Annotated in this window: 20 protein-coding genes and 1 tRNA gene; 13 read left to right on the forward strand and 8 right to left on the reverse strand. The window is 58.9% G+C overall.

The genetic code is table 11. The features are described 5' to 3' along the window. Positions 1-407 precede the first annotated feature (407 nt). From ACESWY_RS07045 to ACESWY_RS07060, 4 genes are all read right to left on the reverse strand, one after another. Positions 408-482: transfer RNA gene (locus ACESWY_RS07045), tRNA-Gln, on the reverse strand. Between the two features lie 38 nt (positions 483-520). After that, positions 521-1,426, reverse strand: a complete 906-nt coding sequence (locus ACESWY_RS07050) for a peptidoglycan-binding domain-containing protein (protein WP_373093803.1) — start codon at positions 1,424-1,426, stop codon at positions 521-523. A gap of 138 nt (positions 1,427-1,564) precedes the next feature. Next, a complete protein-coding gene (locus tag ACESWY_RS07055; protein WP_260699342.1) occupies positions 1,565-2,578 on the reverse strand; it encodes a polyprenyl synthetase family protein in 1,014 nt (337 codons plus the stop codon). A gap of 125 nt (positions 2,579-2,703) precedes the next feature. Beyond that, complete coding sequence (locus tag ACESWY_RS07060) at positions 2,704-5,154, reverse strand: PTS transporter subunit EIIC (protein WP_055285614.1); 2,451 nt, start codon at positions 5,152-5,154, stop codon at positions 2,704-2,706. Positions 5,155-5,383: 229 nt separating this feature from the next. Here ACESWY_RS07060 and ACESWY_RS07065 point away from each other — a divergent pair, with 229 nt between their 5' ends. The 5 genes from ACESWY_RS07065 to ACESWY_RS07085 all read left to right on the forward strand — a co-directional run bounded on the left by ACESWY_RS07065 (position 5,384) and on the right by ACESWY_RS07085 (position 10,775). Beyond that, positions 5,384-6,103, forward strand: a complete 720-nt coding sequence (locus ACESWY_RS07065) for a GntR family transcriptional regulator (RefSeq protein ID WP_035137765.1) — start codon at positions 5,384-5,386, stop codon at positions 6,101-6,103. 306 nt (positions 6,104-6,409) lie between these two features. Then, entirely contained in the window at positions 6,410-7,726 is a 1,317-nt protein-coding gene (locus ACESWY_RS07070) for an ABC transporter substrate-binding protein (RefSeq protein ID WP_195568732.1), read from the forward strand. 87 nt (positions 7,727-7,813) lie between these two features. Then, positions 7,814-8,668, forward strand: coding sequence for a carbohydrate ABC transporter permease (locus ACESWY_RS07075; protein WP_055285610.1), 855 nt, complete (start codon positions 7,814-7,816; stop codon positions 8,666-8,668). Then, the gene (locus tag ACESWY_RS07080; RefSeq protein WP_022095055.1) at positions 8,668-9,507 is read left to right on the forward strand and encodes a carbohydrate ABC transporter permease; all 840 of its coding nucleotides are present in this window, start codon (positions 8,668-8,670) and stop codon (positions 9,505-9,507) included. The genes ACESWY_RS07075 and ACESWY_RS07080 overlap by 1 nt, the downstream gene beginning before the upstream one ends. Positions 9,508-9,575: 68 nt before the next feature. After that, the gene (locus tag ACESWY_RS07085; protein ID WP_373093799.1) at positions 9,576-10,775 is read left to right on the forward strand and encodes an ABC transporter ATP-binding protein; all 1,200 of its coding nucleotides are present in this window, start codon (positions 9,576-9,578) and stop codon (positions 10,773-10,775) included. A 377-nt stretch (positions 10,776-11,152) separates the two neighbouring features. On the opposite strand, the gene glgP is transcribed toward ACESWY_RS07085, so the two are convergent. From glgP to galE, 3 genes are all read right to left on the reverse strand, one after another. Next, on the reverse strand, positions 11,153-13,420 hold the full coding sequence (glgP, locus tag ACESWY_RS07090) for a glycogen/starch/alpha-glucan family phosphorylase (protein WP_225093983.1): 2,268 nt from the start codon (positions 13,418-13,420) through the stop codon (positions 11,153-11,155). A gap of 128 nt (positions 13,421-13,548) precedes the next feature. Beyond that, entirely contained in the window at positions 13,549-15,066 is a 1,518-nt protein-coding gene (malQ, locus tag ACESWY_RS07095) for a 4-alpha-glucanotransferase (protein ID WP_373093796.1), read from the reverse strand. A gap of 209 nt (positions 15,067-15,275) precedes the next feature. Then, a complete protein-coding gene (gene galE, locus ACESWY_RS07100; protein ID WP_006235870.1) occupies positions 15,276-16,337 on the reverse strand; it encodes a UDP-glucose 4-epimerase GalE in 1,062 nt (353 codons plus the stop codon). Between the two features lie 266 nt (positions 16,338-16,603). Here galE and ACESWY_RS07105 point away from each other — a divergent pair, with 266 nt between their 5' ends. Continuing rightward, positions 16,604-17,809: a coiled-coil domain-containing protein gene (locus ACESWY_RS07105; RefSeq protein ID WP_349074973.1), complete on the forward strand. Its 1,206-nt coding sequence runs from the start codon at positions 16,604-16,606 to the stop codon at positions 17,807-17,809. A gap of 221 nt (positions 17,810-18,030) precedes the next feature. Here ACESWY_RS07105 and murB read toward each other — a convergent pair whose 3' ends face one another. Beyond that, positions 18,031-18,993, reverse strand: a complete 963-nt coding sequence (murB, locus tag ACESWY_RS07110) for a UDP-N-acetylmuramate dehydrogenase (protein ID WP_373093793.1) — start codon at positions 18,991-18,993, stop codon at positions 18,031-18,033. Between the two features lie 183 nt (positions 18,994-19,176). Between murB and ACESWY_RS07115 the strand changes: the two genes are divergently transcribed. The 7 genes from ACESWY_RS07115 (at position 19,177) to ACESWY_RS07145 (ending at position 24,705) form a co-directional block, all read left to right on the forward strand. Then, positions 19,177-20,205 carry a LacI family DNA-binding transcriptional regulator gene (locus ACESWY_RS07115; protein ID WP_117584258.1) on the forward strand — a complete coding sequence of 343 codons (1,029 nt, stop codon included), beginning with the start codon at positions 19,177-19,179 and terminating at the stop codon, positions 20,203-20,205. A gap of 188 nt (positions 20,206-20,393) precedes the next feature. After that, entirely contained in the window at positions 20,394-20,885 is a 492-nt protein-coding gene (locus tag ACESWY_RS07120; protein ID WP_271740414.1) for a hypothetical protein, read from the forward strand. Between the two features lie 35 nt (positions 20,886-20,920). Further along, entirely contained in the window at positions 20,921-21,688 is a 768-nt protein-coding gene (locus tag ACESWY_RS07125; RefSeq protein WP_373093790.1) for a GntR family transcriptional regulator, read from the forward strand. Beyond that, complete coding sequence (locus ACESWY_RS07130; RefSeq protein ID WP_195193111.1) at positions 21,673-22,386, forward strand: GntR family transcriptional regulator; 714 nt, start codon at positions 21,673-21,675, stop codon at positions 22,384-22,386. Before ACESWY_RS07125 ends, ACESWY_RS07130 begins: the two co-directional genes overlap by 16 nt. A 276-nt stretch (positions 22,387-22,662) precedes the next feature. After that, positions 22,663-23,724, forward strand: coding sequence for an SIS domain-containing protein (locus ACESWY_RS07135; RefSeq protein WP_117770657.1), 1,062 nt, complete (start codon positions 22,663-22,665; stop codon positions 23,722-23,724). A 21-nt stretch (positions 23,725-23,745) separates the two neighbouring features. Next, entirely contained in the window at positions 23,746-24,165 is a 420-nt protein-coding gene (locus tag ACESWY_RS07140; protein WP_006235880.1) for a PTS sugar transporter subunit IIA, read from the forward strand. A gap of 57 nt (positions 24,166-24,222) precedes the next feature. After that, a complete protein-coding gene (locus ACESWY_RS07145) occupies positions 24,223-24,705 on the forward strand; it encodes a PTS sugar transporter subunit IIB (RefSeq protein WP_055252644.1) in 483 nt (160 codons plus the stop codon). Positions 24,706-24,723 lie beyond the last annotated feature (18 nt).

A 24,723-nucleotide genomic window follows, 5' to 3' on the forward strand; every position in this document is an offset into this window, starting at 1 on the left:
TGGGAGCCTCCCAACCTCGTTGCGGCGCGGCTGCGCCTATGGCACTTCAACATCATTGTCGCAGCCCCGACCCGCGGTCACGAGCGGGGGCTCCTATCTTTTTAGTGCCCTCGGATTGGGTCATAGTGTCTGTCACGTCCAAAACATCGAGGTTAAGTGGCCTCCTGTTCGTGCGGAACTCGCGACAAACTTAATGCCCGGCCCGTCGGGGCCACACGGCACGTTGTAGAAGGCGGCTCGCTTTTCGGAATTGGGCTGATATTTCAAGATGTAAGACGCTCTTGGTCCTAATGGGCTTGGGGCGCCTTCGCGTTTCCTCAGCTCCGCACCCTGGCGGGTTCGAATCCCTCCGCTTGCCCACAAGAAAGCGCCCTGGGCCGTTATGGGCTCAGGGCGCTCAATTTTAATGGCTGGGACGGAGGGATTCGAACCCCCAACAGCCGGCACCAAAAACCGGAGTTCTACCGTTGAACTACGTCCCAATGTGTGGTGTTGCCCAAAAGCAACTCGTTTAGTTTACCTAATCTGCGAGGGCATCGCAAACGCCATCGAGCAGGCGTACGGCGAGTGTCTGCGCGTCGCTGGCCGTGAAGGTTCCGTTGTAGCGCGTCATGCCCGTGAGCTCAATGCGGATGCGCGCAGGCTTTTGTTGCGCGGCGACGTTGGCAGTGCGGATGCGCTGCGCCAGGTTGTGACATTCGGCAAGGGCGATTGTGGCGCGCGGCGCTGCATCTGCGGGCAGCTCATCGCTTGCAATCTCGAGCACCAAATCCACGTCGGTCGGAACCTCGGAATCGCAAAGCATCATGCCGCTGTTGTCGGTCGTCGCCGTGGCGATGTTCCACATGCGCGACGCTACGCTACGTGCAATGGGGTCCTCGCCGATAACGGCAATCTGGAAGCGCTCGAGCACGTTGGCGGCGCGAGCAAAACCGATGCGAGACTCGGCTTCGGTGACCGAGGGCTTGCCCTCCCACACATGGTGCAGGCGGTTGATGTAGGCGTAGGTGTCCTGGAAGGCCATGCCGTCGGCAAACAGGCCGACATTTTCCTGGAACTGCTGCAGGGCGGCCTCGGTATGCGGACCAAAGTAGCCGTCGTCTTCGCCACAAGCAAAGCCCAAAACGTTGAGAGCGCGCTGCAGGGCCTGCACATCGGCGCCGTGAAAATTGGGCATGCGAAGATAGAGCGTGCGGTCGCCCAACTTGTACGAAGCGTCTACAAGGGCGCTCCAACAGGGGATATCGACGGCGTAACCGGCCGCAAGGCCGCTATCGAGCCTAAACGTGCCAACGGCCTGCTCGGTGGTGGTCCCAAAGCGCTTGTCGGCGACCTCGTCGGCATCGATGGTGTAACCGAGCTGCAGAAGACGGGACTGAACATCCTCGACGGCTGCTCCCTGCATGCCCGTGATAATAGGTTCCATGAACGAACCCCTTTCGGCGTACCATTCGTACTATTTGAGCGTCTGTCGGATAGACAACGCAAAGGGATGCATAAACATGCACTCAACAGTATAGCAAGTTGTGCCTAAATACGCTGCTGACAGGTTTTATAACCCCCGTTAGTTAAGGCGCTCCACAAAGAAATCTGCCATGGAGAGGAACAGCTCGCGTGCGTGCGGATCAAGCTCAACGTTCTCGATGGCCGCTTTGGCCTTAGCGGTCAGGTCGAGCGCGTAAGTGTGGGCGTAATCGATGGAGCCGGTCTCCTGGAAGATCTCCACGGCGCGTGCGAGCTGCGCGGGATCATCGGTGCCCGAGGAAAGAATCGCCTCGACCTCGTCGTGGTGGCGCTCATCAGAGAGGGCGTGTACGGCGACAAGCGTGCGCTTGCCCTCGGTGATGTCGGTGCGGAAGTCCTTGTTGGCGGCTTCCTTAGTGCCGACAAGGTTGAGCAGGTCGTCCTGAATCTGAAAGGCGAGGCCTGTGTGTAGGCCAAAGGCGCGCAGCGCTTCGATTTGCTCATCGCTGCCGCCGCCGATAATGGCTCCGGCGGCAAGCGGCGTGGCTCCGCTGTAAAACGCGGTCTTGTGCGTCGCCATGTCCAGGTAGTCATCAACCGAGATATCAAAGCGCCCGTCACGGACCCAACCCAGGTCGAGCGCTTGACCCTCGATGGTGCGGACGATCATCTCGGTAAGCTCGTGGAGCACGCGCAGCTTCACGTCGGACTCCAGCGTGGGGTCGTCGAGAACCGTCTTGGTGACCATGGTGAGCGCCAAGTCGCCGCAATTGATGGCAAGGCCCGTGCCCTCGGTAAGGTGCATGCAGGGCTTGCCTCGACGAAGCTGTCCGTTGTCGGCGATGTCGTCGTGGATCAGCGCGCCCGACTGGAAATGCTCGATGGCTGCCGCGGCGCTGCGGGCGCTCTCAAAGCTACCGCCCACTGCGGTTGCGGCGAGCATACAGATAAGCGGGCGGTGGCGCTTGCCGGCGTTGGCCGTAAAAGCCGAGAGCGGCGCATACAGGTAGCGCTCGATATCGGCAGAGGTCGCCTGTCCGTCAAAGAACGTGGCCAGATAGTCGTTAATCTGGTCAAAGTGCTGGGCTAAAAAGCTGGTAAACGGACTGGACACGGGTTCTCGCATTCTTTCTGAGGTTGCGTTGATGCAATATGCAGACAACATATTGCCACATTAGGGCGTTTGGCGCGGCAGTTTTGGCGATTTGGGACAACGGGCGTGCGTTTGATGGAGCGCGCCTAAATCAGCCCAAAATGCTCGAGCGCCGCAACGACACCGTCGTGATCGACGGTGTCGGTCACGTAATCGGCCTTATCCTTGAGATAGTCCGGCGCATTGCCCATGGCGATACCGACATCGACGGCGTTCATCAGCGAGACGTCATTGCTGGCGTCGCCAATGCCGTATACGGTTCCGTGGTGGGGGTCGAGGGCGTCGAGTACAGACTGGATGCCCCCGCGCTTCGTGCATTCGCGGGGCGAGATTTCGGTTACCTCGAGTTCGAGCTCGTTAAAGCACAGCAGCGGCTCAAGTGCCTTATCTTGAGCGATGTGGTTGGCGAGCGATGTAGACATCAAGATCTTGTAGACACTGTAATGTTGCAGCTGCGTGACTGCGTCGCCCAGGGTGCGCGCGTATCCGGGGGCATCGGGGGCATCGGCACTCATGCGCACGACGCCGTTGAGGCCCTCAAAGCGGATGACCTCGCCCGATTGCTCAAGATAGGGGGCAAGATGCTGCAGCATGCTGGGCGTCATCGACAGATCGCGAATTGCGTGTCCGTTGATCTCGGCGTAACCGCCCGCAAGACAGACGATGCCGGTCCAGGGCAGCTCAAGAAGTTTGGGGTGGATGCAGCTGAGGGTGCGCCCCGTGCAGATAAAGGCCATGTTGCCGTTGGCGACAAACTCGCGGATTGCCTGCGAAACCGCCTCGTTGGGATAGGGGGAGAGGTCCCGCTCGTCTTCGGGAAGGTCTTGGGCGAGCCTGGGGTCTTGCCAGGCGAGCGTTCCGTCGATATCGAAGAAGCAGATATCGCCGCGCTTATGGGCTGCGCTGGCGGCAGGGGAGGCCGAGGTGGTGGGCACAAATTCCGGCTCGAGGCCCATGATCTGGTCAAAATGCTCTTTAACGCGGGGAACGGAGATGCCGATGACCACCTGGGCGGTCTTGCCCGTAATGATGAGGCCCTTGGCGCCCACCGCGACAAACGACGCGTTATCTGCAACGATGGAAGGGTCTGCGACCTCGACGCGCAGGCGCGTGGCGCAGTTGGTTGCGCCCACGATATTGCCAACGCCACCTAAAAGCTGAATTACCCGCTCAGCGAGGACGTGATCTTGATCGGATCGACTATCGACCTCGTCATTGGGGGATTGCTCTTTGGCAAAGTCGCTTCCCGTTAAACAATCGATTGCCGCGCGATTGGCAACATGATCCTCGCGGCCCGGTGTTTTAAGGTCATAGACCAAGATGAGTGCTCGAAAACTAACAAAAAAGATGAGGCTAAAGGCAAGGCCGATACCGAGCGCCAAAAGATAGGCACCGGCATGCGTGCGCATGAGCGGAATAAAGTTGAAGGCTGCCATCTCCATGAGGCCGCCCGAGAAGATGCCGACGATGCCAAAGAGATTCATGGTTGTGGCAAGGCAAGACGATAAGACGGCGTAGAGCAAAAAGAGCCCGGGGTGGGTGAACATAAAGAGAAACTCGAGTGGCTCGGTAACGCCGCAAACCACCGAGGCGATGATGGCGGGAGCAAGGATGACCCTGAGGCCGGCGCGGCGCTCGGGTTTTGCGGTGGAGTAGAACGCGGCTGCGATGGCGGGAAGGCCAAAGAGCTTGACCCAGCCGGTGGCGGTAAAACCGGCCCACGGCGCAAGTTCATTAAGGGGGCGCGTGCTATGGGAGAGGATGGGGAGCAAACTGCTCCACGTGGCGTAGATGCCGTCGTTAATGACCAGGTTGTCGTAGTAGATCGGCATGTAGAGCAGGTGGTGCAGGCCAAAGGGCTCGAGTGCTCGTTCTAAAAAGACAAAGATGCCCACGCCAAAGGGACCGACGCCTGCAAGTGCGTGACGCAGCGTATCAGTTACATCGTATACGTAGGGCACGATGGCGGCCGAGATAGCGGCAAGGGCAAACACGGCAAAAAAGCTGATGAGGTAGACCAGCGAGGAGCCCGAGAAGGTGCCGAGCCAATCGGGAATTTTGGCATCGTAGAAGCGGTCATGGATGGCGACGACGGTTGCCGATACCGCCAGCGGGCCGATAATGCCGGTGTCGAGCGTCTTGATGCCGTCGATGACGGTGATACCGCTGGCGGAGGTCAAAGATGACGGGTACTCAAGTCCAAGGTTGTCTCCGCTCAGCTTAATGATCTCGCTCAAAAAGAAGCAGTAGGCAAAATAGGCGACGAGAGCCTCGAGGCAGCAACGAGCCGGTTGTTTTTGGGCAAGACCGATGGGCAGCGCTACGGCAAAAAGGAGCGGGAGGCGTTTAAAGACCGTCCACGAGCCGCGCTGGATGATAGCCCAGAAAACGTACCAAGGGGTTCCGTATACGGCGAGATCGCCGACGATGTCCGCAGTCGTTGCGAGAGCGGAGACGCCGACCATGAGGCCTGATATAGAAAACAGCATGGCGGGCGCGAACATTGCCCCGCCAAAGCGTTGGATTTTTTGCAGCATGTTCTGCCTTCCGAATATCGAGGCGCGTTGCGCGTGGGGAAACGTTTAAACAATGGATTCATTGTAGAGGACCAGACGATTGTCGTACCGGCAGTTTTGAGCGAAACCGATTTGGGCATGACAGAAACCGTCAACGGTTAAATCCTGTCGCTTTACCGATATTCGGTTTAAACAACTTTAAGAAATGCTATCGTGCCTAGCCGGAAATGAATAATGTAGAGGTGAAACAATGCCAAAAGCGATATACGAAGGAATCTACCGAGAAATACGCTCGCGCATCATTAATGGGACCTATGCGTTTCAGGAGATGCTGCCAACCGAAGCCGAGCTGACCGCGGAGTTCGGATGCACTCGCAATACCGTCCGTCGCGCCTTGGGTATGCTGGCCGACGGGATGTTTGTGCAGCCCATACACGGCAAGGGCGTGCGCGTTATTTGGCTTAAGGGCGAAACCGACATGTTGGGCGCACTCGAAGAGGTTGAGTCGTTTGGCGAGTTTGCAAAGCGCAACAATGCCGTTGCATCGACGGACGTTAAGTCTTTCGAACATCTGGTTTGCACCGAGCAACTCTCTCGTCACCTGGGCTTTAAGGTGGGCGAGGAGTTGATTCGCGTAGTGCGTGTCCGAAGCCTCAACGGCAACGCGCGCCAAGTGGACCATGGCTATTTTTTGGCGTCGATCGCCAAGGGCCTGACTCCCGAGATCGCGGCAGATTCTATTTACGGCTATCTGGAGCACAAGCGCGGTGTCAAAGTGATGGCGAGCCGTCGTACGGTGAGTGTCGAGCTCGCCAACGATGAGGACTGTAGCTATCTTGACCTCGGCAAATACAACTGCGTTGCCGTCATGGAGAGTCAGTCGTACACCTCGGATGGCATCTTGTTTGAGGTGACGCACACTCGCACACACCCCGAGATCTTCCATTACCGCGTCAATTCCAAGCGATAGCCGGCTAGCTCGCAGCCTGACGAGACTCATGGCCTCAAAGAGAAAACGCCCGGTCAAACCGACGGTACATCGGCTTGACCGGGCGTTTTCTCTGCATTCGATAACTAATAATTGTTTATACAAAACTTGTCAAGTATCAAGTTGAAATTACCGTTCACCGAAGTTTTTCTACCGCTCTAGTAATACTTGTTCAAACAACTAGCCAAATAGCGTATCGTTCAAATCAGCAAAAGGGGCAAAGTCCCCGAGCCAATCTCCGAAGGCGGCGGCAAAGGGTGCCGCCACGGTGTGAAAGGGTGGATTGTAATGAAGAACGAAATGAGCAGAAGGCAGTTCCTGGGCTTTGCTGGTTCCGCGGCTGCGGTTCTTGGTCTGGGTCTCGTGGGCTGCGGTGGTTCTGCCGGCTCCGGCTCCTCTGCTTCTGGTGACGCTGCCGAGGTCTACTTCCTCCAATTCAAGCCCGAGGTCGACAAGGAGTGGAAGGAGATCGCCAAGGCCTATAAGAAGGAGAAGGGCGTCGAGGTCAAGATCGTGACCGCTGCCTCCAACACCTACGAGGAGAAGCTCAAGTCCGAGATGTCCAAGAGCTCCGCTCCGACCCTGTTCCAGGTCAACGGCCCCACCGGCCTTAAGAACTGGAAGGATTACTGCGCCGACCTGTCCGATACCAAGCTCCGCGGTGAGCTCATTGACGACTCCCTGGCTCTGCAGTCCGATGGCAAGGATCTGGGTATCGACTGGGTCCAGGAGAGCTACGGCATCATCTACAACAAGCAGCTGCTCGAGAAGGCTGGCTACAAGGCCGAGGACATCAACTCCTTCGACAAGCTGAAGGCTTGTGCCGACGACATCCAGGCCCGCAAGGACGAGCTTGGCATTGAGGGTGCCTTCACTTCTGCTGGCATGGATGACTCCTCCAGCTGGCGCTACACCACCCACCTCGCCAACCTCCCGCTCTACTACGAGTTCGAGAAGGAGCACAACCAGGAGGACGACGAGATCAAGGGCGAGTATCTCGACAACTTCAAGCAGATTTTCGACCTGTACATCACCGACTCCACCTGCGATCCTTCGCAGCTTGCCTCCAAGACCGGCGACGACGCCACCAACGAGTTCGCAACCGGCAAGGCCGTCTTCTATCAGAACGGCTCCTGGGCCTACTCTGACCTCGTCAAGGCCGGCATGACCGACGATCAGATTGGCATGATGCCCATCTACATCGGTGTCGACGGCGAGGAGAACCAGGGCCTGTGCTCCGGCGGCGAGAACTACTGGTGCGTCAGCTCCCAGGCTTCCGAGGATGCCCAGAAGGCCACCGAGGACTTCATGTATTGGTGCGTCACTTCTGACACCGCCACCAGCATCATCGCTGACAAGATGGGTCTGACTGCCCCGTTCAAGAGCGCCAAGGAAACCACCAATGTCTTCTCGCAGCAGGCCGTCGCCATGGCCAAGGACGGCAAGAAGACCGTCGCTTGGGACTTCGTCTACATCCCCTCTGAGGAGTGGAAGAAGAACCTCAAGCAGGCTCTGATCGCCTATGCTGCCGACAACAGCAAGTGGGACGGCGTCAAGAACGCCTTCGTCGATGGCTGGAAGACCGAGAAGGCTGCTTCCGAGTAAGTAGTTGCTGCCCAAGCTATCTGATTAGCGACAGGGGGCGGGCAGACGTTGGTTTGCCCGCCCCCTGCATATTGAAAGGACCCTTCTATGGGCAAAGCACTCAAGCGCTGGTGGCCGCTCTTTATGCTGCCCACGTGCCTGGCGTTTATGATCGGGTTCGTGATCCCCTTTATCCAGGGCTTCTATCTCTCGTTCTGCCAGTTTATTACCATCAACAATACGCACTTTGTCGGTATCGAGAACTACGTGCGCGCACTGTCCGATCCGCAGTTTGCCACGTCGTTCTTCTTTACCGTGGCGTTTGCCTTCCTGTCGACGGTGCTCATCAACGTGATCGCCCTCGCCATTGCGCAGGCGCTCACCCGCAAAGCGCTCAAGGGCACCAATATCTTCCGTACGATCTTCTTTATGCCTAATCTGATCGGCGGCATCGTGCTGGGCTACATCTGGCAGATTCTGATCAACTGCCTACTCTCCAACGTGGGCGCCCAGCTCATTGCCCTTAACTCTGCTGCTGGCTTCTGGGGCCTTATCATCCTGACCCTGTGGCAGCAGGTCGGCTACATGATGATCATCTACATCGCTGGTCTGCAGTCCATTCCGTCCGACTACATCGAGGCCGCCAAGGTCGACGGCGCTACGGCATGGCAGACGTTTTGGAAGGTTAAGATCCCTAACCTGATGCCGACCATCACCATCTGCCTGTTCCTGTCCATCACCAACGGCTTTAAGCTGTTCGACCAGAACCTCGCCCTTACCGGCGGCGCCCCCGCGCACTCCACCGAGATGCTCGCCCTGAACATCTACAACACGTTCTATTCGCGTGCCGGTATCGCATGGCAGGGCATTGGTCAGGCCAAGGCGGTTATCTTCTGCATCCTGGTCGTGGCCATCTCCATGATCCAGCTTAAGGCCACGAGGTCCAAGGAGGTGCAGCAGTAATGAAACGCGATAAGGTTATCAACCGCGCGCTCTCGATTTTCTTTACGATCCTGTCGCTCGCGTGGATCTACCCCGTGTTCATGATTGCGCTTAATTCTTTTAAGAAAGCGACTGCAATCAGCACCACCACGGCATTCGATCTGCTCACGCCCGAGACGTTCAACGGCCTCGCAAACTACATGCACGCCCTTAACGAGCAGGGCTTTGCCTCGGCATTTATGTACTCGCTCATCATCACGGTCACGTCGGTCGTGCTGATCTTGGTGTGCTGCTCCATGTGCGCTTGGTACGTGGTTCGTGTCAACAACAAGATCTCGAACTTCTTCTATTACCTGTTCGTGTTCTCGATGGTCGTGCCCTTCCAGATGCTCATGTTCACGCTGTCCAATTTGGCGGACCGCATCGGCTTCAACACGCCGTTCAACATCTGCTTTATCTACCTCGGCTTTGGCGCGGGCCTGGCGGTCTTTATGTTCGCCGGTTTTGTAAAGAACATCCCGCTCGAGATCGAGGAGGCGGCCATGATTGATGGCTGCAACCCGGTCCAGGTGTTCTTTAAGATCGTCCTTCCCATCATGAAGCCCACCTATCTTTCGGTCGGCATCCTCGAGACCATGTGGGTCTGGAACGACTATCTGCTGCCCTACCTTACGCTCGACTCCACCAAGTACAAGACCATTCCTATCTTGATCCAGTACTTCCGCGGCGGCTACGGCCACGTCGAGCTCGGCCCCATGATGGCCTGCATCATGATGGTCGTTATCCCCATCGTTATCATGTACATCCTCTGTCAGAAGTACATCATCGACGGCGTGGTGGCAGGTGCCGTCAAGGGCTGATGCCGTAACTGTTTTGCAAGTTTCTGCGGCGCCCCTCAGCGCGGCGCCGCATATCGAAAGGTAAAGACATGGCCGAGATCGTTCTCAAACATGTTCAGAAGGTGTATCCCAACAACGAGTCCAAAAAGAAGGGCTTCTTTGGCAAAAAGAAGAAGACCGAGGAGAAGAAGCACAACCTCAAGGTTACCGAGGACGGCGTGCTCGCGGTGGAGGACTTTAACCTCACCGTTCACGACCAAGAGTTCATCGTCCTCGTTGGCCCCTCTGGCTGCGGTAAGTCCACGACGATGCGCATGGTCGCCGGCCTGGAGGACATTACCTCGGGCGACGTGCTCATCGACGGCAAGCGCGTCAACGACGTCGCTCCCAAGGACCGCGACATCGCCATGGTGTTCCAGAGCTATGCTCTGTACCCCAACATGACGGTGTACGAGAACATGGCGTTTACGCTTGAGCTCAAGAAGGTCCCCAAGGACGAGATTGACCGCAAGGTTCGCTCCGCTGCCGAGATCTTGGGTATCACCGAGTACCTCGACCGTAAGCCCAAGGCGCTCTCCGGCGGTCAGCGTCAGCGCGTCGCCATCGGCCGCGCCATCGTGCGTGACCCCAAGGTCTTCCTGATGGACGAGCCGCTGTCCAACCTGGACGCCAAGCTGCGTAACCAGATGCGTGCCGAGCTCATCAAGCTGCGCCACGAGATCAAGGGCACGTTCATCTACGTCACCCACGACCAGACCGAAGCCATGACCCTCGGCGATCGCATCGTGGTCATGAAGGACGGCGTCGTCCAGCAGATCGCCACGCCGCAGGAGGTTTTCAGCCATCCCGCGAACATCTTCGTCGCCGGTTTTATCGGCGTGCCGCAGATGAACTTCTTCGATGCCCAACTGGTGCGCTCGGGCGACGGCTTTACCGTCAAGACCGAGGATATGAACGTGGCGCTCGCTCCCGAGACCTGCGCTCAGCTTGCCCTCAACTGGGACGACGGCGACGTGAAGGAGATCACGGCCGGCGTGCGCCCCGAGCAGATTCTGCTTGCCGACAAGGGCGAGGAGGGTGCGCTCCAGGGCACCGTCGAGGTGACCGAGCTCATGGGTTCGACCGAGCATGTCCACGTGACCGCTCCCGATGGCCAGTTCGTCCTGATCATTCCCGTTGTCGACCTTGAGGCCAAGGGCGCGCTCAAGGCGGGCGACCCCATCTGGTTCAAGTTCGAGAAGAACGCGACCCACCTCTTCGATAAGGTCTCTGGCAAGAACCTTATCTAGGCCTGGTGCATCCGGGCCCTCCCTTTGGGCGACTGCGGTATTGCCATCCTTTTGCCGCGGTCACATATAAGGCTCCCCTCCCGTCCACTGGGCGAGAGGGGAGCCTTTCTTTGTGCTGGGATTGTCTGACCGGTCGTTTGTCTCGATCTGTAACGGGTAGGGCCGATTTCGGACGTTAGATGTTACAGATTGAGATAAACCCAAGGGGAGGGGCCGGTATGTCTCAATCTGTAACAGCTGGGGCCGTTTTTACCGAGTAGCTGTTACAGATCGAGATTCTTCGGTCGAGTCGGGTCACAGGATAACGTGCGGGCACAAAAAACGGAGCCGTGTTGCCACGACTCCGTTTCTCAAGAGGATGGGTAAGGGAAGTGAAATTAGTTCAGGTGCCAGATCTCGTCGTTGTACTGGGAGATGGTGCGGTCGGACGAGAAGGTGCCGGCGTTGGCGATATTGATGAGCGCCTTGCGCATCCAGGCGTCCTGGTCCTCGTAGTCGGCCAGCACGCGCTCCTTGGTCTGGATGTACTCCTCAATGTCGAGCAGGGCCATAAACCAGTCCTTGCCCTTAATGTCATCGTGCAGGCGCTGCAGGCGCTCGGCATTGCCGGTCGCCATAAAGGCCGGGTTGGTGATGAAGTCCACCAGCAGTTTAATGCCGGGCTTGCGGTAGAGCACACCGGCGTCATAGGTGCCGTCGGCATAGAGCTGCTCGACCTGTTTGGACGAGGCGCCAAAGGTGTAGATGTTCTCGTCGCCCACGAGCTCGGCAATCTCCACGTTGGCACCGTCGAGCGTGCACAGGGTTAGGGCGCCGTTGAGCATGAACTTCATGTTGGAGGTGCCGCTCGCCTCCTTGGAGGCCAGGCTGATCTGCTCGGAGATGTCAGCGGCGGGGATCACGCGCTCGGCGGCGGTGACGTTGTAGTTCTCGATCATGACAACCTGCAGGTAGGGAGCCACGTCGGGGTCGTTTGCAATCCACTGCGACAGCGTCAAGATCAGATGGATGATGTCCTGCGCGATAGTGTAGGCAGGCGCCGCCTTGCCGCCAAAGATGATGGTGACGGGGTGCTTAGGTCTGTTGCCGTTCTTGATATCGAGGTACTTCCAGATGATGTAGAGCGCGAGCATCTGCTGGCGCTTGTACTCGTGGATGCGCTTGACCTGGACGTCGATGATGGCGTTGGAGGGAATGGTCACGCCCTGCTCGAGCGCCATGAACTGGCGCATGATGGCCTTGGCCTCGACCTTGGTGGCGGCCAGGCGCTCAAGAACGTCCTTGTCGTCGGCGAACTTGGCGAGTTTGCTCAGATCGCCGGTGCTGCGCCAGTCGGTGCCGATCACATCGTCGAGCAGGCTGGCGAGCGCGGGGTTGGCCCCATGGATCCAGCGGCGGAAGGTGATGCCGTTGGTCTTGTTGGAGAACTTCTCGGGATAGATTTCGTAGAACGGATGAAGCTCGGTGTCCTCCAGGATCTTGGTGTGGAGGGCGGCTACGCCGTTGATGGAGAAGCCAAAGTGGATGTCCATGTGGGCCATGTGGACGGTATCGTGTTTGTCGATGATGTCGACGCGCGGGTCATCGTGCTCGGCCTTCGCGATCTCATCGAGCTTGACGATAATGTCGGCGATGGCAGGGGAGACCTTCTGTAGGCTGGCGAGCGGCCACTTCTCGAGCGCCTCGGCAAGAATCGTGTGGTTAGTGTAGGCGACCATGGAGCGTACGATGGTCACGGCCTCGTCAAACTCGATGCCATGCTCGGTGGTGAGCAAGCGAATGAGCTCGGGAATGACCATGGTGGGGTGCGTGTCGTTGATCTGGACAACGGCGTAATCGGCCAGATCGTGCAGGTTGCTGCCGCGCTCGACGGCCTCGTCGATCAGGAGCTGGGCGGCGTTGCTCACCATGAAGTACTCCTGATAGATGCGAAGTAGGCGGCCCTGCTCGTCGGAATCGTCGGGGTAGAGGAACAAGGTGAGGTTCTTGGCGATCTCGGTCTTGTCGAAGTCGATGGAACTGCCGGGGACCAGGCCGTCGTCGACGCTCGCCAGGTCGAACAGGCGCAGGCGGTTCTTGGTGGACTGGCCGTAACCGGGCACATCGATGTTGACGAGCTTGGAGGTAACGGCAAAATCGCCGAACTCGACGGTGTAGGAGTGGTCATCGTCGACTAGGATGTCCTGCTCACCGAGCCACTCGTCGGGGACGGCCTTCTGCTGGTTGTCGACAAAGCGCTGACGGAACAGACCGTAGTGATAGTTGAGGCCCACGCCATCGCCGGTCAAGCCCAGCGTGGCGATGGAATCCAGGAAGCATGCGGCCAAGCGGCCCAGGCCGCCGTTGCCGAGTGACGGCTCGACCTCGAATTCCTCGATCTTGTTGAGGTCGTGACCTGCGGCGGTGAGCTGGTCCTTAACCTCGTCGTAGATGCCGAGGTCGATCATGTTGTTGATGAGCAGCTTGCCGATCAAAAATTCGGCGGAAATGTAATAGAGCTTTTTCTTGCCGTTGTTGAGCGGGCAGGCGGCGGAGCGCTCCTGCACGAGTTTGACCAGCAGCTTGTAAATGCGACGGTCGTCGAGCTGCTCGAGCGAGGTGCCAAAAGACTGCTCGGCGAGTTCCATGAGGTTAATTTGGGGCATGTTTTCTCCTGTGATGGGTTGTTTCATGTCTGCAATTCATAAGAAGCCCGCGCGAGGGGATTGGGGTGGCCTCACGCGGGAAAAGCAAGCGCGTCCGCACGGTGGGGAGGGGTCGGGCGCGGTAGCTCCTATTGAGGAAGCTCGATTTCGGCTTCCGACGGGATGCGGAAGTAGGTCTCGGTCCAGTCGGTGAGTTTGTGCTCGAGCTCGCGGGTGATGGCGCCGTCGAGCATGCGCCAGGTCCAGTTGCCGCCCAGCGTGGCAGGGGTGTTGATGCGCGCCTCGTTGCCCAAGTTGAGCAGGTCCTGCATGGTGTAGATGCACGTGTCGCTCACGCTGGCGGCGATGGTGCGATTGAGTGCATCTGCCATGGGTTCGCCGGCCTGCTGATGGGTGTACAGGGCTGCCTGCTCGCGCTGACGCGGGGTGGCCGTTCCCTCAAACCAACCGCGCGCCGTCTCGTTGTCGTGGGTGCCCACATAGGCGACGGTGTTGGCGATGTAGTTATGCGGCAGGTAGTACGAGTTGGTGCCCTCAAAGGCAAACTGCAGGATCTTCATGCCGGGGAAGCCCGAGTTGTCGCGCATGTCGATGACGCCGGGGGTGAGGAAGCCCAGGTCCTCGGCGATGATGGGCAGCGTGCCGAGCTTTTCCTCGAGCGTCTTGAAGAACTTGAGGCCGGGACCCTGCGTCCACGAACCGTAGGACGAATCGGGCGAGGAGAACGGCACCTCCCAATAGGCCTCGAAGCCGCGGAAGTGATCCAGGCGGATGACGTCGTACATGTCGAGGGCGGCGCGAATGCGGCCCTCCCACCAGGAGAAGCCGTCGGACTCCATGGCGTCCCAGTCGTAGATGGGGTTGCCCCAGTACTGGCCGGTGGCCGAGAACTGGTCGGGCGGCGTGCCGGCGACGCTCACGGGATTGCCGGCGGCGTCGATCTTAAAGAGCTCAGGCGTCGCCCACATCTCGACGGAGTCACGCGAGACATAGATGGGCAGGTCGCCGATGATGAGAATGTCGCGCTCGTTGGCATAGGCCTTGAGGCGGCTCCATTGGCGGTCGAAGAAATACTGCGTCATCTGGTGGTAGAGCATGCGCGCGGGATGGGCGGCGCAGACCTTGGCAGATGCTTCGCCGCGGGTGCGCAGTTCTGCGGGCCACTCCCAAAACGCCTTGAGTCCGCACTCCTCTTTGACGGTCATGAACTCGCAGTAGGGGATGAGCCAGTCCTCGTTGGCCTGGATAAAGTCATCGAAATCGGCCGGCTTGTCGGCAGCAAAGCGCTCGGCGGCGCGGTCGAGAATCTGACGGCGGCCGCCAAAGATAGCACCGTAGTCAACATTGCTGGGGTCGGATCCCAGGTACACGCCATCGATATCGCGCTGCTCCAGATACCCTGTCTCGATAAGCTCGGCAAAGTCGATAAAGTTGGGGTTGCCTGCGCGGGCCGAGAACGACTGATAGGGCGAATCGCCATAGCTGGTCGTCGTAAGGGGCAGAATCTGCCAGTAATGTTGTTTGCACGAGGCGAGAAAATCGACGAAGTCGTAGGCATTCCAGCCAAAGCCGCCGATTCCGTATGGTCCGGGCAGAGATGAGACGGGCATGAGGACGCCGCTTGCACGCTCCATGAATGCGCTCACCAACCTTCTTGTTGTGGGGTCGGCCTGCCGATGGGTGTGCAGTCCGCCTCCGATGTTCTGATTCGATACGCCTATTGTAAAACATGTTGTTTAAACATGTACAGGCAAGATAAAAAAGTTGGTCGATTTTCGGCGAATGGTTACATGCCATGAAAAAAGCCCCGACCTCACAACGTGAGATCGGGGCAAGAGCGGTATGTAGGTTTTTGCTACTCGGCGTCGGCGAAGCCGTTGGGGTTGTGGCTCTGCCAGTTCCAGCTATCGCGGCACATGTCCGCGATGTCGTACTGGGCCTTCCAGCCCATCATGCGCTCGGCCTTGGAGGCATCGCACCAGTTGGCAGCGATGTCGCCGGCGCGGCGCTCGCGGATCACATAGGGCAGCTCCTTGCCACAAGCCTTGGAGAAGGCGGCAACGACCTCGAGTACCGAGGTGCCGGTGCCGGTGCCCAGGTTAAAGATCTCGACGCCGGTCTTGCCGTTCATCCAGTTGAGGGCGGCCACGTGACCAGATGCCAGATCGCACACGTGGATGTAATCGCGCACGCCGGTGCCGTCGGGGGTGGGGTAGTCGTTGCCAAAGACCTGAACGGCCTCGAGCTTGCCCACGGCGACCTGGGCGACATAGGGCACCAGGTTGTTGGGGATGCCCTTGGGATCCTCGCCGATCAGGCCCGACGGATGGGCGCCGATGGGATTGAAATAACGGAGTAGCACGACGTCCCACTCGGGGTCGGCGGTGTGGACGTCCATAAGGATCTGCTCGATCATCCACTTGGTCCAACCATAGGGGTTGGTCGCGGGCTTCTTAGGATCCTCCTCGGTGACGGGCGGGTTGTCCGGGTCGCCGTAGACGGTCGAGGAGCTCGAGAAGATGATGGACTTGCAGCCATGGTTGCGCATGACGTCGATGAGCACCAGGGTGTTCTCGATGTTGTTGTGGTAGTACTCGACGGGCTTGCTCACCGACTCGCCGACGGCCTTAAAGCCGGCAAAGTGGATGACGCGGTCGATCTGATGGGTATCGAAGATCTTGTTCATCGCATCGCGGTCGAGCACGTTGGCCTCGTAGAAGGTGAGGTTCTTGGCGGCTTCGTCGCCCACGATGGTCTTGACGCGGTCGACGGCGACGGCGCTGGAGTTGGAGAGATCATCGACGATGACGACCTGGTAGCCACCCTCGAGCAGCTGAACGACGGTGTGCGAGCCGATAAAGCCGGCGCCACCGGTAACGAGGACACAGGTGTCTTTGGGGTCGAGTGCTTTGGACATGTAGTCTCCTATCGAATCAAGAACACTTCTTCAGGGGAGTATAGCGCAGGCAGGGACGCCCAAATCGTGCGCTGTAGGAAAAGCAGAGGATTGTGCTAACGTACTCATAGAAGAGCTTGCGTACGCATAACCTGATCTTTGGCATTTGCTTACGAGCCGCTGACCTTGTAGTTTCCTGCCGTTCGTGGAAATCGTTGGGACGCGCCATATGTACGCTAATATGTATGAGTTGAGCGACATATAAATAAACATGTAACGGAGTACATATGTCACCAAACAGCGATTCCATCCTTTCCCAGGAGCTCTCGCGCCGCACTGCCCTCAAGGCCCTGTTCGGCGCCGCTTCTGCGGCAGTTCTTTTTGGCCTGCCCGCTCGCGCCCATGCGGCGGAGGCTTCCAAAGAAACAACCGATAAACTGAATGCCGCCCAGGCCCAGCTCGACGAGGTTCAGGCCCAGCTCGACAGCATCGCAAATGAGTATGCGGCGCTGGCCAACAAGAATGCCCAGACCCTCAACGACATCGAGAATGTCCAGGGCAAGATTGACGACACGCAGGCCCAGATCGATGAAAAGAAGGCCGAGCTCAAGAAGAAGCGCAACGACCTTTCCGATCGCGTGGCCGCCAGCTACAAGTCCGGCGGCACGAACATTCTGTCGCTGCTGCTGGCCTCTGGCTCGTTTGAGGAACTCGTCGCCAACGCGCATTACGTTGAGAAGATCAACAAGAGCGACCGCGACGCCATCGAGGACATTCAGACCATCCAGGAAGAGCTCGATGCGCAAAAGACCGAGCTTGAGTCGCAGAAAGCTGACTTAGAGAAGCTCAAGGACCAGCAGACTGCTCAGATGCAGGATATGCAGGCCAAGCAGCAAGAAGTCCAGACTGTGCTGAACGGTCTTTCCGACGACGTCAAGGAGCTCATGGCTCAGCGCGATTCCGAGATCCTCGCTGCCGCCCAGGCCGAGGAGGCTGCTAGGAAGGCTGCCGCTGCCGCGGCTGCCGCGAACAAGAACAATTCCTACTCGGGTGGTTCGAGCTCGGGTGGCGGATCGTATGCGCCCGGAACTCCGCAGCAGAATGCCGGCTCGGGCAAGCAGCAGGCTGTCGTCAACGCGTGCTACTCCACGCCTTCGCCGGGTCAGAACTGGTGCGCGGCGTGGGTCACCAATGTCTTCCGTAACGCCGGCGTTGGCTACTTTGGCGGCAATGCGTGCGACATGTTTAACGCCTGGTGCTATAGCTCCGACCGCTCGGCGCTGCAGGTGGGCATGATCGTGGCCGACTCATCGCATAGCGGCACCGGCATGCCGGGTCTGATCTATGGCCACGTGGGCATCTATGTTGGCGGCGGCATCGTCATGAGCAATGAGGGCGCCATTACGTCTAAGTCGCTTGATTCGTTTATTAGCTTCTATGGCACTGGCTCTGGCGTGCGTTGGGGCTGGCTCGGCGGTATTGCGCTGTCGTAAAGCCGACGGGGCCGCGTGCCCGCCCGCATTATATTTGATTGCCTGCTCGGGCAGTCCTGCGCAAGACGAAGGCCACATTAAGTGGCCTTCTTTGCGTGCGGAACTCGCGATCAATCAAATATAATGCGGGCGGGCACGCGGCCCTCTCGGGTTCGGGGCGCGACACACCGGACTGGGTTATCTGAATGAATATGGTGAAGGCCCCTTTCGGGGCCTTCTTTTTATAAAAATTCGCCTACTCGGTGGACTTCGGGTTCTAGGTCTACGTCGAACTGCTCTTTGACTTTGGCTTGGATGTCGCGGATGAGTTCGTCGACGTCGGCGGCGGTGGCGTGGTCGGCGTTGACGATGAAGCCACAGTGCTTCTCGCTCACCTGCGCGCCGCCAACGGCGTGTCCTCGCAGGCCGGCATCCATGATGAGCTTGCCGGCAAAGTAGCCCTCGGGGCGCTTGAAGGTGGAGCCGGCGCTCGGCATGTCGAGCGGCTGCTTGTCCTCACGGCGCTGGCGGTAGTCGTCCATGTCGGCCTTGATCATCGCGGCGTTGCCCGGAGCGAGATTGAAGGTGGCCGAAAGCACGATGAAGCCGTCGTCGGCAATGCGGCTCTTGCGATAGCCCAGGTTGAGCTCATCGACATCGAACTCAATGATATTGCCGCTGCCGCGGGTGCCGTCGTCGAGCTGGCGAGCGGGTTTGTAGACGCGCACGGACTCCAGCACATCGGCCATGCAGGCGCCGTAAGCTCCGGCGTTCATGTAGCAGGCGCCGCCGACCGATCCGGGGATGCCCGAGATGGGCTCCATGCCGGTGAGGCAGGCTTCGGCGGCAGCCGCGGCGACATCGGAAAGCAAGGCGCCAGCTGCCGCCGTGACGCGCATGCCATCGACGGTGATGTCGGAGAGACCTTTGCCCAGCGCCACGACGACGCCACGGATGCCCTTGTCGCCAACGAGCAAGTCGGAGCCGTTGCCTACGATGGTGAGCGGTAGATCGCAGCGATAACAGGTATCGAGCGTGGCGACGAGGCCCTGCTCGGTGTCGGGCGTGACAAAGACATCGGCCGGGCCGCCGATCTTAAACGTGGTGTGCTCGCGCATGGGCTCGCTCATGAGTACGTTGTCCTCGCCGGCAACGCCGGCGAGCGCGCAAAGCAGGTCCTCGTTAAAAAAGTCGTTCTCGTGCATACGAATATCCGCCTTTTGGTGGTTGTTGTCATCAATCGATTGCAATATACCCCACCTGGACGGATTTGGTGCGCTGACGGCGATAAAACAGCCGTCCACCGGATTGGTAAAGTGTTTATCACCGAGGTAGATGGGCAGTCGCTATACTTTCAAGAGATTGCGCGTAAACCCGGAAGGAGCGAGATGGCCAACAAAGTCACCCTCAAGCAGATCGCCCAGGAGGTGGGGCTTTCCCCTTCGTCGGTCTCGCTTGTTCTCAATAATCGGCCCTGTCGCATCTCGGAAGAAAACCGCAAGCTCATCAAGGAGGTTGCGGCGCGCAACCACTATGTTCCTAACCAGATCGCGCGCAGCCTGGTCATGCGCGAGTCGCGCACACTGGGCCTTATCGTTCCCAATATCGAGAGTCGCTTTTTTGCCTCGCTTGCCGGCAGCTTGGAAAAGCGCTGCCGCGAGGACGGTTACGCGCTCTTTATTACCAGCTCGGGCGGAAGCGCCGATGACGATTTGGAACTGCTGCGCCAGCTGGTGACGCGCGGCGTCGACGGCGTCTTTCTGGTAGTGGGTGACGAGTTCTCCGACGATCGCGCCCTGCGCGAGGAAGTGAGCCATCTGCCCATTCCTGCCGTGATGGTCGACCGCGCCATTGAGGGCCTCGAGTGCGACAAGGTGATGTTCGACCACGAGATGGGCGGCTACATGGCCACCCGCTATCTGATCGAGCAAGGCCACCGTCGCATTGCCTGCTTGGTTAACGCGCGTCGCTCCAATACGGGCCGCAAGCGACTTGCTGGCTATGAGCGCGCACTGCGCGAGGTGGGACTGCCCATCGACGCGCGCCTGGAGTTTGAGAGCGAGTACTACATTCCGAGCGCCTACGAGGCCTCGGAGGCGGTGCTCGCAACCGACGCCACCGCCGTGTTCGCAAGCTCGGACAACATTGCCCTCGGTTTGCTCAAGCGCTTGCACGAGATGGGGAAGAGCATCCCGGGCGATATCTCGGTCGTAAGCTATGACAACTCGGCGGCCGACGTTCTCTTTGAGCCGGCGCTGACCGCGATTGAGCAGGACCCTGGTGTCCTCGCGGAGCATGCTTTTGGCTGCATGTCCAAGCGTCTTGCCGGTAGGGGCGGTAGACGTGCCGAAGAGGTCGTTCTGGAGCCGGCGCTTATCGTGAAGGGCAGTGTGCTTGACCTTACCGAATATAGTTAAGCGCACTTGTTTGTTTGCATAGATTGCATGCGGAGTGTCCGCTATTTGCCGGCAGGCACCCCGGCCCTCGTCCGTTAACTCTTCCGCTGGGCGAGCCATAGACGCCGCGCACCGATAGGGTAAGGCAGCGGCTTGAAATTGGTGCTATATTCAGCTTGAGTTGTTTAATGCTAGTACGGGAGGCTGATATGGGGCTGTTCAAGAAGAAAAACCCGCAGGATGCCTTTGATCCCGATGTGTTTACCATCACGGATACGATTTTGGACCCACCGCGGTTTACGTTTTTGCCGGCTATCTACCAGGATGCCACGCGCCGCAAGTGGGCCGTGCATCAGCGCGGCGGCGAGCCGAAGATTTTTGACTATGCGGATGTGCTGCAGTGCGAGATTGCCGAGACCGGAAATCCCGAGGATGTGCCGGAGCTCAGCAAACGCGAACTGGCTCAGCAGATTTTGATTAATCCAGCTCAGGCTACCAAAAACAACGCTGCCAAGCGTAATATGTGCCTTGGTATGGGTGTCATCGTTGTCGTGCAAACCGGCAAGGATGAGATTTCGAAGCTTGAGATTCCGGTGACCGCGGGCGAAGTCAAGCGAGACTCCGGCCTATATCGGTCGTATCGGAACGTTGCGGAGCAGATCAAAGAAGCCTTCGACGCCATGGGGCGTCCGGAGCAATGATTCCTGCAGCATCAAGCGGTTGAGGAGTCTTGCCCATGTCGAGTGAACCATATGCGATTCCGCCCAAAGATCGCGCCTTTGAGGGCATTCTTTGGTATATCAAACATTATGACCTGCAGAGTGGCGACCGGCTGCCCGCCGAGCGTGTGCTCTGTGAAGAGCTGGGCGTGTCGCGCACGGCGTTGCGTGCTGCGATCACGCGCCTTATTTCGTGCGGAACTTTGGAAAGCCGCCGCGGTTCGGGCACCTATGTGTGTCCTCCCAAACCGCTGAACATCTTTCAGGAAACATGGAACTATACGCAGGCGGTGGAGAGGGTTGGCTCAAAGTCGACCGCACGCCTGGTTTGGTCCAAGGTCGTGTATGCCGATATCGATCTTGCCCAAAAAGCCCAGATTGACCTGGGCATGCCGCTCTTCTGCATTCGACGTGTGCGCGTGGTTAATGGTTCCCCGGCGTCGATTGAGACGGCCCACGTCAATCTGTCTATGTGCCCCTCGCTTCCCGATCACGATTTTGAGCAGGAAAGCCTCTACGACGTTTTGCTCAAAGAAGGGAATGTCCATGTGACGCACGGCAAGGAGCATATTTCCATCAGCCGTCTGAACGCCGACGAGGCCAAGTTGCTGGGTGCTCAGGAGGGCACGCCGGTGTTTTACAAGGCTTCGCACGAGCGTGACGAGAACGATGGCTTTGTCGAGTATTGCAAGTCCGTGATTCTGCCGACCAAGTATCGTTTTGCCGATAACGGCGAGGCAGACGGCGTTGCGACGAAGGTAGGTGTCGAATGGCTGATGCAGTAGAAGACTTGCCGGTTTACAAACAAATTCGCCGCTGCATTGCGGAGCGAATCGAGCGCGGCGACTACCCGACGGGCTCGATGATTCCGTCCGAAAACGAGCTGGCCGAGGAGTTTGGCACGACGCGCCTGACAATCCGAAGTGCCATGGACGAGCTGGTCAAAAGTGGCCAGATTCGTCGCGTGCAGGGCAAGGGCGCCTTTGTGGGACACAAGTGGTTTGACGAGCACGAACGCAAGGGCGGCTTCCGTCAGTCGGTTCTGGCGTCGGGCGCGACGCCGTCGGTGCGCATTCTGGCGCGCTCCAAACGCTACGCCGGCCCGTATTACGCCGACCTGTTTGGCATCGCCGAGGACGATCTGCTTTACTCGGTGCGCCGTCTCAACTGCATTGATGGGGAGCCCGTGTCGATTGAGATGACGCTGATTCCGTGTCTGCTGTTTCCGGGCATCGAAGACGTGGACATTTCGGTCTTCAGCCTGTTCGAGACCTACGACATGTTGGGGCGCAAACCGGACAAGTCGATTGAGAAACTCGATATTGAAGCGCTGGGCGCACGCGATGCGAGTTTGCTCAATCTTGAGCCGGGCGACCTGGCGCTCGTACTGGAATGCATGACCTATGACTCGAGTGGGCAGGCGATCGAGCATGCCAAGTCTTTTAACCGCGGTGATGCCGGCGGATATACCTACAACTATTAGCGTCTAGAGCATCCTCGTGCACGGCGGGGTGCTCATTTTTTTACGGACATGTGTCGCATGACCGATGAACGGCAAAAACTGACCGTCTACCGAGAGGGGAGGATGAAATCAAAAAATCGGTATTAAAAACGGCTAACCTGTAATCGTTCACTGGTATTAAGAACCTTTGAATTGTTGAGCTTGGGGCCAAGATGTCCACAAGGTTAAGCGGCGAGACGGGGCGGCAAGCCTGTCCATTCCGTGCGACAATTCAAACTGCTCGTGAAAGGAGCGGGAATGAAGGAGACCGAGAAGATCGAGATCATGCACTTCGACCAGGAGGGCTACCTCGAGGACGGCAGGAACGTCTACGAGGCCGGCAAGAAGATGACCGCCCTGGCCGACCGCGTGCACGAGGAGGGCTACGACGCCGTCTTCCTGATGGGCGTCGGCGGCACCTGGGACGAGTTCATGCAGCTCGAGTACCTCATGAACAAGTTCGGCGACCGCGACCTCGAGGTCTACCTGATCCACGCCGCCGAGTGGAACGTCATGGGCCACAAGCGCATGACCGACAGGTCCGTCGTGCTGACCGCCTCCGAGTCCGGCACCACCCCCGAGGTGCTCGAGGCCGTCGGCAAGATGAGGGAGATGGGCGTGCGCGTCTTCGCCATGACCAACCCCGAGGGCAAGATCGGGCAGGCCGTGGGCGCCGAGAACTGCGTCATGATGGCCTCCGACCACGGCGCCGGCGGCTGCGAGAAGGGCTACTACCTCGCCGACTGCTTCGGCCTGCGCCTGCTCAACCGCCGCGGCTGCTTCCCCAAGTTCGACCTGTTCATCGAGCAGACGAAGGACGTCTGGAAGGACATGCTCGACATCCGCAAGCGCTTCGAGCCGCGCGCCGAGGAGCTCGCCAGGAAGTACGCGCTGGCCGACTACACCATGTTCATCGGCTCGGGGGCCCTCTGGGGCGAGACCATCCTGTACTCCATGTGCCTGCTCGAGGAGATGCAGTGGAAGCGCATCCGCCACATCACCTCGCACGACTTCTTCCACGGCACGCTCGAGCTGCTCGAGCCCGGCGTCCCGGTGTTCCTGTTCATGGGAGAGGACGAGTGCCGCGCCCTCGACGAGCGCGTCCGCGCCTTCCTCACCAGCGGCGTGACCGGCGACGAGGACTACGTCATCATCGACACCGCCGAGTACGCGATCCCGGGCCTGGACGACGACTTCCGCGTCATCGTGTCGCCGTGGATCCTGTCCGTGCTGACCACCGACCGCCTCGCGCGCAACTACGAGCTGGTCACCAAGCACAACCTCAAGTACCGCCGCTACTACCACCAGTTCGACTACTAATTTCATTTGGGGGAAACCGCAATGAGGCAATACATCTTTGCCAGCCACGCGCATTTTGCGACCGGCATCAAAGAGAGCACCGAGCTGCTCTCGGGCGCGCGCGATAACGTCCACGACCTGTCGATGTTTGTCGACGGCCGCACCGACGTCGCCGAGGAGGCCGCCAAGCTCCTGGCGACCTTCGACCCCGCCGACGACGTAATCGTGTGCACCGACCTGTTTGGCGGCAGCGTCAACAACGAGTTCACCAAGATCGTCCAGACGCGCCCCAACACCTACCTGGTTGCCAACATGAATCTGCCGCTGCTGATCCAGCTGCTCTTTTCGGACCAGGAGGCTCCCGCCGATCAGGTTATCCGCGAGATCCTCGCGGCTGACGACACGCGCGTCAAGTTTGTCAACGACCTGCTGACCGATGCGGATGACGAGGAAGAGTTCTAGTCACCGCCTGCTATTAATGGGGCCGGGTTTCCGGCATGAGACCTTTGGGGGTCAATCATGATTCAACTGCTTCGCGTCGACCATCGTCTGCTTCATGGCCAGGTGGCCGTCTCTTGGGTCCAGGGCTTGGGCTCTGACTGCATCTTCTGCGTTGGCGACAAGGTTGCCAACGATCCCGTCTGGAAGACTACGCTCAAGATGGGAAAGCCGGCCAACGTCAAGCTCGTCATCAAGGACATGGAGCACGCCATCGAGGCCATCAACTCCGGTGTTACCGATAAGTACAAGATGATCATCTGCGTCGCCAGCATCGCCGAGGCCAAGCAGCTTGTCGACGGCTGCCCGCAGATCACCTCCATCAACCTGGGCAACACCAAGTCCAAGGACGAGCAGCGTCCCGATGCCCGTAAGATCTCCCGCCAGATCTTTGTGACTGCTGCCGAGGAAGAGGACATTCGCGAGCTCGTCGGCCGCGGTGTCGAGGTCGAGATTCGCGCTCTGGCCGACGACCCCAAGGTCGATGCCCTAAGCGCCCTCTAATTGGGAACCGCGCACGGC

It is taken from the genome of Collinsella aerofaciens ATCC 25986, from assembly GCF_964237925.1.
Taxonomy (GTDB): domain Bacteria; phylum Actinomycetota; class Coriobacteriia; order Coriobacteriales; family Coriobacteriaceae; genus Collinsella; species Collinsella aerofaciens_BJ.

What these genes read in the sequence shown, in the direction of transcription:
- ACESWY_RS07050 (WP_373093803.1), bottom strand. Translation starts at nt 1,426, where the DNA reads ATGGAACCTATTATCACGGGCATGCAGGGAGCAGCCGTCGAGGATGTT.
- ACESWY_RS07060 (WP_055285614.1), bottom strand. Translation starts at nt 5,154, where the DNA reads ATGCTGCAAAAAATCCAACGCTTTGGCGGGGCAATGTTCGCGCCCGCC.
- ACESWY_RS07065 (WP_035137765.1), top strand. Translation starts at nt 5,384, where the DNA reads ATGCCAAAAGCGATATACGAAGGAATCTACCGAGAAATACGCTCGCGC.
- ACESWY_RS07070 (WP_195568732.1), top strand. Translation starts at nt 6,410, where the DNA reads ATGAAGAACGAAATGAGCAGAAGGCAGTTCCTGGGCTTTGCTGGTTCC.
- ACESWY_RS07075 (WP_055285610.1), top strand. Translation starts at nt 7,814, where the DNA reads ATGGGCAAAGCACTCAAGCGCTGGTGGCCGCTCTTTATGCTGCCCACG.
- ACESWY_RS07080 (WP_022095055.1), top strand. Translation starts at nt 8,668, where the DNA reads ATGAAACGCGATAAGGTTATCAACCGCGCGCTCTCGATTTTCTTTACG.
- ACESWY_RS07085 (WP_373093799.1), top strand. Translation starts at nt 9,576, where the DNA reads ATGGCCGAGATCGTTCTCAAACATGTTCAGAAGGTGTATCCCAACAAC.
- glgP (WP_225093983.1), bottom strand. Translation starts at nt 13,420, where the DNA reads ATGCCCCAAATTAACCTCATGGAACTCGCCGAGCAGTCTTTTGGCACC.
- galE (WP_006235870.1), bottom strand. Translation starts at nt 16,337, where the DNA reads ATGTCCAAAGCACTCGACCCCAAAGACACCTGTGTCCTCGTTACCGGT.
- ACESWY_RS07105 (WP_349074973.1), top strand. Translation starts at nt 16,604, where the DNA reads ATGTCACCAAACAGCGATTCCATCCTTTCCCAGGAGCTCTCGCGCCGC.
- murB (WP_373093793.1), bottom strand. Translation starts at nt 18,993, where the DNA reads ATGCACGAGAACGACTTTTTTAACGAGGACCTGCTTTGCGCGCTCGCC.
- ACESWY_RS07115 (WP_117584258.1), top strand. Translation starts at nt 19,177, where the DNA reads ATGGCCAACAAAGTCACCCTCAAGCAGATCGCCCAGGAGGTGGGGCTT.
- ACESWY_RS07120 (WP_271740414.1), top strand. Translation starts at nt 20,394, where the DNA reads ATGGGGCTGTTCAAGAAGAAAAACCCGCAGGATGCCTTTGATCCCGAT.
- ACESWY_RS07125 (WP_373093790.1), top strand. Translation starts at nt 20,921, where the DNA reads ATGTCGAGTGAACCATATGCGATTCCGCCCAAAGATCGCGCCTTTGAG.
- ACESWY_RS07130 (WP_195193111.1), top strand. Translation starts at nt 21,673, where the DNA reads ATGGCTGATGCAGTAGAAGACTTGCCGGTTTACAAACAAATTCGCCGC.
- ACESWY_RS07135 (WP_117770657.1), top strand. Translation starts at nt 22,663, where the DNA reads ATGAAGGAGACCGAGAAGATCGAGATCATGCACTTCGACCAGGAGGGC.
- ACESWY_RS07140 (WP_006235880.1), top strand. Translation starts at nt 23,746, where the DNA reads ATGAGGCAATACATCTTTGCCAGCCACGCGCATTTTGCGACCGGCATC.
- ACESWY_RS07145 (WP_055252644.1), top strand. Translation starts at nt 24,223, where the DNA reads ATGATTCAACTGCTTCGCGTCGACCATCGTCTGCTTCATGGCCAGGTG.